Origin of the sequence: Psychrobacter sp. (assembly GCF_036731945.1) — a bacterium.
Classification (GTDB): domain Bacteria; phylum Pseudomonadota; class Gammaproteobacteria; order Pseudomonadales; family Moraxellaceae; genus Psychrobacter.
Genome location: NZ_DAINDI010000088.1, coordinates 1 through 9,203 on the forward strand (window position 1 = coordinate 1; position 9,203 = coordinate 9,203).

A 9,203-nucleotide genomic window follows, 5' to 3' on the forward strand; every position below is an offset into this window, starting at 1 on the left:
CCAGTACAATCAACAAACTTGGCAAGGCGGCGCGTCCCCACATGCCTTCGCTGGTCATCTCAAACACCCTTACTGCCAGCGTATCCCAGCCTTGTCGCCGCGTCATCAAGGTAATCGGCATCTCTTTCATGACTTCGACAAAGCCCATTAATAATCCAGTCAATACCCCGGGGCTAAGTACAGGAAGCATTACTTGCCGCCAACGCTGATACGGGCTATCACTGAGTAATTTCGCTGCCGCTTCTTGATTGACGGTCAAGCGCTGTAACTGACGGTCGACCGGCTGAAAGCTTACCGTCATAAAACGCGTCGACAAGGCCAGCAGCATCACAATCACACTACCGGATAAAAACTGTGTTGAAGTAATACCAAAAGCAATGAGCTGGTTATCAAGCCATGCAATCGGAATAAATATCCCAACCGCCAATACCGTACCCGGCACCACATAACCCAAGTTGGCTAAGGTAGTCATGAGTTTGGTCGATTTATCCGGATATTGACGCTTGACCCACGCAATAATAACCGCCAAAAATGCGATAAATATGGTAGTCATACTGGCAATCATAAGGCTATTGGTGACAAAATCAATATAACGCGCATCAAAGTCTTGCTGGAAATTTAAAGCGGTCCAATAAAGCAGTTGCAAAAATGGAATCAAAAACGCTATCAAAAACACCAGCATACAAAGTAGCGCCATGCCCCACTGCGCAGGTTTACTGGCTTCAAAGCGCTGACTACTACCCTGCGACACCGTATTACCGCGCTTGGCTTGCCAATATTGCTCAAACAAGACGACGATAAAAACCACGCCGATTAATAACGCGGCCAACTGCGCGGCAGTGGTTAGACTAAAAAATCCAAACCATGCTTTATAAATCGCCGTGGTAAAAGTATCGACATTAAAGACCGATACTGCGCCAAAATCTGCCAGCGTCTCCATGCTAGCAAGCAGCAAACCACCAATAACCCACGGCAATGCTTGTGGTAATGCCAGCCGAAAAAACACCTTACTACGACTTAAGCCAAGCATTTGTCCCGCTTCAATCGCGCGCCTGCCTTGCGATAAAAACGCTTGGCGTGCCAGCAAATAGACATAAGGATAAAATGCCAACGACAATACCAAACCTGCGCCCCACACATTACGTACCGAGGGAATAGCGGTGGTAAAACCAAACTCCCTTAACGCCGTTTGCAGTGGTCCACTAAAGTCAACGATACCGACAGTGACGAATGCTAAAACATAAGCGGGCATCGCTAATGGCAGCATCAGCGCCCAGGCAAAAAACCGCTGTCCCGGGAAGCGGTACATACTGGTCACCCACGCAAGTGCTGTTCCGATAATGCCAGAAATCAGTGTCACCATCAGCAATAAAATGACGGTGTTTTTTAACACTTGCGGCAATACATATTGACGCATGTGCGTCCAAATATCAGCGACCGGCTGCGTCCATGATAATAGTACGATTAAAATCGGTACGAGCATAAACAACGAAATCAGTCCTAAGACTGATTTCGAGATAATACGTTTGCGGACGACATGGTCTTGACTGATAGACGAACTATTATTGTCGTTATTAGTGTTATTGACAGTATTGTCTTGTTTAGCAGACGCTTCTGGCATTGTTATCATAAATTGTTACCGTGTCATACGCATAATGACGCGATTAGATGCTAGATGACTAAACATCTAATCGCTAAAAACCAACTGCTCAGCGACTTGTAGCCTGTTATTTATAACCCGCTTTATCCATCATTTGAATGGCTTGGGTTTGTAGCTCACCAAACCTCTGCACGCTGATACTGTCTTGTTTGAACGGACCCCAAGATCTAAGTAGCTCTGACTCATCGATACCTACTTTTACAGGATACTCTTTATCAGAACTGGCATAAAGACCTTGGGCCTCATCAGAAGATAACCACTCCATCAATTTAAGCGCACCATCTGGATTGTCTGAGTTAGCGATAACCCCAGCGCCAGAGATGTTGACATGAGTACCAGTCGTACCTTGGTTCGCCCAAAATATTTTTACAGGGAAATTTGGTTTTTCATCAAGCAGGCGACCATAGTAGTAACTATTGGCAATACCCACTTCACACTGACCAGCGGCAATCGCCTCTAACATACTGGTATCATCACTAAAGACGTCCGTTGCTAAGTTAGCTACCCAACCACGAATAATTTCTTCTGTTTTTTCTTCGCCCAGATTTTCCATCATGCTTGCAACCAATGATTGGTTATAAACGGCTTTTGATGAACGCAGACAAAGTTTGCCTTTCCATTTTGGATCGGCCAAATCTGCATAAGTAGATAGCTGAGCTGCATCAACCTTACTTGGATCATAAAAGATAGTACGGGCACGTAATGACAGACCTGTCCACTGACCTTTTGGATCACGGTATTTAGCAGGAACATTGGTTTCTAAGATAGTAGAAGACACAGGCTGCAATAAGCCTTGCTCTGCTGCTTGCCATAAGTTACCCGCGTCAACGGTTAATAACATATCCGCAGGCGTGTTTTTACCTTCCGCTTGCAGACGCGCCATCAATGGGCCAGTTTTATCGGTGACCAGCTCAATTTTAACGCCTGTTTTTTCGGTATATTTATCCAATAACGGTTTAATCAACTGCTCATTACGTGATGAGTAAATCGTAACCGTTTGCCCACCAGCGGCCGTTGCGTCATCATTTTTCGCCACTTCTTGCTCAGCGCCAGATTGTTCAGCAGTGGTTGTAGTGTCAGCATCCACGTTTTCTTCTGGCGTCGATGAGTTACTACAGCCCGCAAGACCCAACATCATGCCAAATACAGCAATGGGTAAAGTAAGCTTACTAGAAGATAGATTTGCACTGATAGCAGTTAATGACATGGCATTCCCCATAATGGTGCTACGGATAAGTGAGATAAGACGACATTAAAATTATTAATAAATGATTGAATAGCGGGATAACGGGATTAATAAGACCTTAATGTCTAAGACACATTATACTAATAGAAATGAGATTAATTATCAATACATTTATCTAGCCCTGCTGTGCCGATAAACTGGTCTAATTTTTAACAAGATATCAATGATTTATGTATCTGCCTGAGCTTAATCCTGACTTTCTAGCAACCACTGCCCTAAAATGACATTGACCGCCGCTTCGGTACGTAAGATGCGTGGCCCGATATTAACTGGCGTACATCCTTGCTCAGCAAGCAACTCAATCTCATAGTCAATCCAGCCACCTTCAGCACCGATAAATACCATACTTGGTAAAACCGATTCATGAGCTGCCTTAGGTTTTGCCAGTGGTTGCTGGACATATTGCGCCAATGACAGCGCGCTATAAGGATGAGCAACGATAGCGCGATTGGTCATTAAGCTTGCAAGCTCATCTTCGACAAAGGGTTTAAAGCGTTTTTGTAGGCTAATGCGCGGCGCAATCGTATCAATCCCTTGTTGCAACCCTTCTAACACAAACTCGTCAAGGCGAGCTAGCATTGGACTTTGCCAATAGCTTTTTTGCGTACGGTAGCTGTTGATAAGGATGATATCGTTAACGCCAAGCGCCGTCATATCCATGATTAAACGGCGCAATACCTTTGGCCTTGGCAAGGCCAACACCACTGTAAGATTAAGCTTCGCTGGCGGATTGTTATTCAGCTGTATATCGCTTAGTTGAATACTATCGGAGGTAATGGTTTTAATGATAGCGCTACCGAGCTTACCGCCAAGCTGACCAATTTTTAACCTATCGCCTACTTGGGCATTTAGCACTTTATTCACATGAGCAATTTGCGCCAAATCATTGATATACGCAGACGCGTTATCATGTTGAAAGTTGGTCGCTGGCAATAATATACAGTTCATAGCGTCACTTATATCCGCTGTTAATCCACGTCTTGGCTCAGGTCTTACTCAAAAGATGGTTTAACGTATTGTTCAATAACTCCTTCAATCATCGATAGCTGCCGATGCAAGACTGCTTGCTGTTGCTCGGTCATTGCTGCACCCGCTCGCCCTGCCTGTTTTGCTAAGGGAAGATGACTGAGCCAATACTTTAGCTGCTGATAAAGAAGATTGTTATCATCTTCTAAAGAAGATTGTTTACTATCAGAGCGATGCGGCTGTAATAGCGGCTGAGATGCTTGATTATTAGCACTAATCGCGCTATAAAACGCATTGTTTGGCTGATATAACGCTCCAACGCTAGCAAGCTTATCAACCACACTTTGACAAGATTGGGTATAAGCACCCATCAATACTGGCGTTGCTACGCTTGCCGGCTCAACGGGGTTGTGCCCGCCAATATCGACCAATGAGCCGCCTACCAATGCCACATCGGCAAGCGCATACCAGCGCATCAACTCACCCATACTATCAGCGAGATAGACTTGAGTATTTGCGCTAATGGCATCTTCAGCACTACGCCGCGCCATGCCCAAGCCAGATTTTTCAATCAGCTCTGCCACGTCATCAAAACGCTCTGGATGTCTTGGCACGATAATCAGTAAACTATTAGCTAACAAAGGGTTAGATAGGATTTGCTGCTGCCATGATAATACGATCTCTTCCTCACCGCTATGCGTGCTTGCTGCCACCCAAATCGGACGATCTGCTACGTCTAAATCTAAGTCCAAGTCTGCGCCATCGTTTACTATTTCAACTGTTTTTATATCATCATTGTCATTTTTTGGCTTCGGGGTATTGATTACCCATTTTAGCGAGCCTGCCACGCGGATTTGCGCGCTATGAGCGCCCAATTGCCGAAAACGTTTTGCCGATTCGTTATCTTGCGCAATAATCAAACTTAGGTTTTTCATCATACTGGCACTGACCGCGCCAATTTTTTGATAGCTTTTAAAAGATGCCGCAGATAGCCGACCATTGACCAAAATACTCGGGATATGATGTTCGGACAGTTTTGTCAAGATATTGGCCCAAAGCTCGGTTTCTACAAACAGGGCGGCGACGGGTTGTACGTGTCCTAAAAACGTCTCGATAACCGCAGAACTGTCGACAGGAACGTAACTATGACTTAAGCGACCTTGGGCAATATCGTCGGCAAAACGGCTGGCACCGCGCACATATCCTGTCTGCGTGGTGTTGGTCAACCATATCTGATAGCCTTTTGCTAATAGCGCATCCAGCAAGGGCGCGACGGTATTGGTCTCGCCCAAAGACACCGCATGGCACCAGATGACCTTTTTACCATTGCACTCTTTATGATTGCCATTTTCGATGGCAGTCGCATTAGATTTAATATTTGCACGAGGCACGGGCGGCGCAGGATAGCGCTTACCAAAACGCTGCTGCACTTCTTGCTGATAATTATCACGCTTATGCGAGCGACGCCATACTTGCAGACGATAGAGCGGTTTTAACAAACCAATCGTCACCTGATAATAAACAGGTGGCTTATAAACGGCTCGGCTTGGCTGAGTCGACTTATCAAAAGAAGGTAAGGAGTTGTCAGAAGATGGCATGCAGAAGCCCAGATTAGTAATGGATCGGACGATAGGAGGTGACGTTATAAAATGACAATAAGAAATGCCAATAAAAAACGCGCCAATTCTACCTGAATTTAATGCTAAACAATAGTTTTAAAGCACTTGCTATTAGAAACAAAGATTTAAAAATCAGAATTTAAAACTAGAGTTTTACATAAACAGCTAGACAATAATGAAGATTAATATAGCGACGACAATAATTACCGCAAACAATAACTGATAACGTTCAAGGCTATGCTGTTCTTGTTTTTGTGTGCTAATCAACGCCTGCGCTTGCTGCCATTGACTGACCAAACTGGCCGCTTCTACATGACCGTTTTCGGCCGCTTGCTCAAGCCAATATTTGCCATTGGTCATATCTTGCGGCACGCCAAGTCCTTGATAGTAGAGCTTACTTAATAGGCGCTGGGCACGGCTGTCGTTTTTGCTGGCTGCTTTCTGAACCCATTCTACGCCCACTTCCATACCAGTTACTTTATCCGTATTTATTCCTTCACCAAGCAGCTCATACATTGCCAAACGTAGCATCGCCGCGCTATTACCTGCATGGGCAGCGTCTTGCAATCTTGTTAGAGCTTGCTGCTTTGCTGCCAAATGCTGCTGTGAAAAGGCAACTTGCGCGCGCGGTTTCTCTTGCTTAGCAATATACTGCTCAAATTGATCCAAGACTTTACGAGCTTGCTCATATTCTGTCTTGCCAGCGCTTTGGGCGACGTCTATTTCATCAAGCTCTATCAGCAATTGAGTAAAAATTTCTGGAGTTGGTGCTGGTTTTGTTGTTGGTTTTACTGCAGCTTCTTTTAACGCTGCTTGTGAAGATACTACTGACGCAGTTTCTGCTGCTGTAGTTGGTGCAGTAGAGCTTTCTAATGAAGCGATCGATAAATTAGCTTTTGCTAATACAGTATCTGCTTTAACAGGTTCAGGTGTTGTTTGCAGCTCGTTATCAGCATTACTATTAACACGATTTGTATAAATGTCTTGTCTGTTATGCTGCGTCACACTTACTTGAGTCACGTTTTTATCATCAGATTGTGCGTTATCTAAGGGTAATGTATGGCTACTACCAATAGCGTTTGGCAGTCTTGCACTCACTGCTTGGTATAGTCCACTTGCCACCTGACCGCCTTGCACCGCTTCAAACGGTCGATCAATATGACCAAACAGCCGCATTCCTATCGGCTCTAAAGCAAAAAATAGCGAGGCAGTCGTATTAAACTGATTATTAACCTCACTATCATCGCGATAAACCACGGCCATATGCTGATAAAAATCATCGGTCAGTAGCGGCAGAGCCGGATAACGCTTACGTAGCTCAAACTCACCGAACCAATGCGGCGTATTTTGCCATTGCTGTGCCAATACGCGCCCGGCATAAAATGCCAAAAATACCATAAAATTACGATAGCGCTCATCTATTAATAGCGCCGCCTCATCCCAGCTGTCCGACTTAACCATGTCACGGCGTATCTGCGACAGCAAAGTATCTACGCGCTGTAAACTTGCCAGCGACTCATCGAGTGTGCATCGATGCAATTCAGCTTCATAAGCCATGCCGCCGGCAACAAAACGGCCAGCTAAGAAATCTTGCCAATAGCCTGCTGCGATATAATCAAGGGGCGTTAAGGGCGATGCAGACATAAGGCTAGCCTATCCTTTAAAGTTGAGCGTTTTGAAAACCAATATTTCAAATAATAATAAAAATGAGCTGGTAATAAAAATAAGTAGTTTACCTTAACCTAAAATCAAAAGCGCTACAATAAAGGACTAAATAAGCGCACTACATTATCAAATAAGCGCTCTGCTCCGTGGCGCTCTTGCCATTCTTCTAAACTTAAAAACCGACAACTCTGCAAGTAAACCTCTTGGCAATCCGCAACCTGCGCGACCATCTCAGGCGTATAAATCGCTAAGCTGACCTCCATATTTAAATAAAAACTGCGCATATCAATATTTACCGTGCCAAATAAACAATAATCATCGTCAATGACCACGGTTTTAGCATGCAGCAATCCGCCTTTGAATAAAGCAATGGTTACCCCGGCTTCGAGTAGCTCTTGATAGTACGCTTGTGAGGCATGCTGCACCAAAAATGAGTCCACCTTTTCTGGCACAATAATCGTCACCTCGACCCCGCGTTTGGCCGCGGTGGTCAGCGCCCCTGATAAGGCTTCATCGGGGACAAAATACGGCGTGGTTATACGAATACGTTTATTGGCGCGATGAATCACCGTCACCAACGTATTATAAATCACGTGCGCCGTCACTTGCGGCGCCGAAGGTATCAGCTGCGCTAGCACATCCTCAACGACTGGCATACGCGGTATCACAATCGATGTCGAGCCAATCTCTGGCGGCTCATCAGAATCAATAAGCTCGTCTAACACTTTAACGCGGCTATTGATATCATTAATAGTCGGATTCATGACATAAAGCTTACGCGTATAGTTATTCACACGGTGATTGAGTGCGTCTAGGTTGTCTTTATTTTCCGCGCCAATATCGGTGACCACTACTTTTGCCATCGCTGTGGCAATATTTATCGGCTCTTGACTGACGCTTCGTATCGCTACATCAATCCATTGACCCACATTTTTGTTCTGTTTAAAAAACTTCGGGTCAACCAAGTTAAAGCTACCGATATAGCCTATATGTTCGTCAATGACGATAATCTTGCGATGATTACGCAAATCTGAGCGTTTAAATAGCGTCTTAAGCAAACCAACCGGCAGCGACTGGTGTACAAAAACCCCAGCCTCTTCTAACATGCGATGCTGTTTGCTATTAAAAAAGCTAAAGCTGCCCACACTATCCGCCAAAATATGACACTCGACGCCGCGCTGTACCGCTGCCATCAACGCGTCCATGACGTCGAGTATCTGACCTTTTGGATAAATAATATAGAACTCCATCAGGATAATACGCTGAGCGGCATTAATATCTTCAATCAAGCGCCCAAAGATAGCATTCGGCGTGGTCAATAATTGCATTTGATGATCAGGAAACACTCCAAACCCAGTCCAGCGTGTACCAATTTTACTGACACCGCGATAATTATCGGGTAGCAGCTCTTGTCCTTCATCAAACACCATTTGCTCACGCTTAGCCATATAATTCATTAGTAGCCGCGCCTGATTCATACGCGCACGATAACGCCGCCCAATCATTGGCTCACCCAATAAGATATAAGCGATAAAACCAACCACGGGTAACGTATAAAGCACAGCTACCCAAGCAATCGATACCCCAATATTGCGCTGCACCGAGACAATACGCAGGGTCATGACTATCATAAGAATCACGTGCAATATCAGACCCAATGCAGCAAAATCTCCTACCGACCAGGTAGTAAAGTAATCTTCAATAGAAAGGGCTTTTATATTAAAATTATCTATGCTCGCCTCCATGACCCTATATCACTCAAATCATTCATCTATTTATTAGTTATTAGCCTGCTGTCTTATTAAGTAGGCGCCCTATAAGTAGACGTCTTGTTCGTTAGATGCAAAAAGCACTATCAGTATAGTGGCTTTTAGCGAGCACGCAATAGCCAACTATGTAGCGGTTATATAGTCTATAAACAGCCTAATTACGGCTTAATGTGACGGTTAATAAAATTTATTAGCCATAATCTTAAAAATACTTAAAATAATATTTGACAGCCATGTGTAAATCTATATAATACACACCCACAGAGCGAGGCTTTAGT

General features: G+C 44.5%; 6 protein-coding genes. All 6 read right to left on the reverse strand.

Features of this window, described 5'->3' with window-relative positions; translation table 11 throughout:
* Positions 1–1,630: ABC transporter permease (locus tag V7D75_RS13355; protein ID WP_333614945.1), on the reverse strand; the 1,630-nt coding region annotated here is incomplete at its 3' end.
* Positions 1,631–1,727: 97 nt separating this feature from the next.
* A complete protein-coding gene (locus V7D75_RS13360) occupies positions 1,728–2,867 on the reverse strand; it encodes a Fe(3+) ABC transporter substrate-binding protein (protein WP_333614946.1) in 1,140 nt (379 codons plus the stop codon).
* Between the two features lie 225 nt (positions 2,868–3,092).
* Positions 3,093–3,854: a 16S rRNA (uracil(1498)-N(3))-methyltransferase gene (locus V7D75_RS13365; RefSeq protein ID WP_333614947.1), complete on the reverse strand. Its 762-nt coding sequence runs from the start codon at positions 3,852–3,854 to the stop codon at positions 3,093–3,095.
* Positions 3,855–3,898: 44 nt separating this feature from the next.
* Positions 3,899–5,470, reverse strand: coding sequence for a 3-deoxy-D-manno-octulosonic acid transferase (locus tag V7D75_RS13370; protein ID WP_333614948.1), 1,572 nt, complete (start codon positions 5,468–5,470; stop codon positions 3,899–3,901).
* 186 nt (positions 5,471–5,656) lie between these two features.
* On the reverse strand, positions 5,657–7,135 hold the full coding sequence (locus V7D75_RS13375) for a tetratricopeptide repeat protein (protein ID WP_333614949.1): 1,479 nt from the start codon (positions 7,133–7,135) through the stop codon (positions 5,657–5,659).
* Between the two features lie 113 nt (positions 7,136–7,248).
* Entirely contained in the window at positions 7,249–8,901 is a 1,653-nt protein-coding gene (locus V7D75_RS13380; protein WP_333614950.1) for a cardiolipin synthase, read from the reverse strand.
* Positions 8,902–9,203 lie beyond the last annotated feature (302 nt).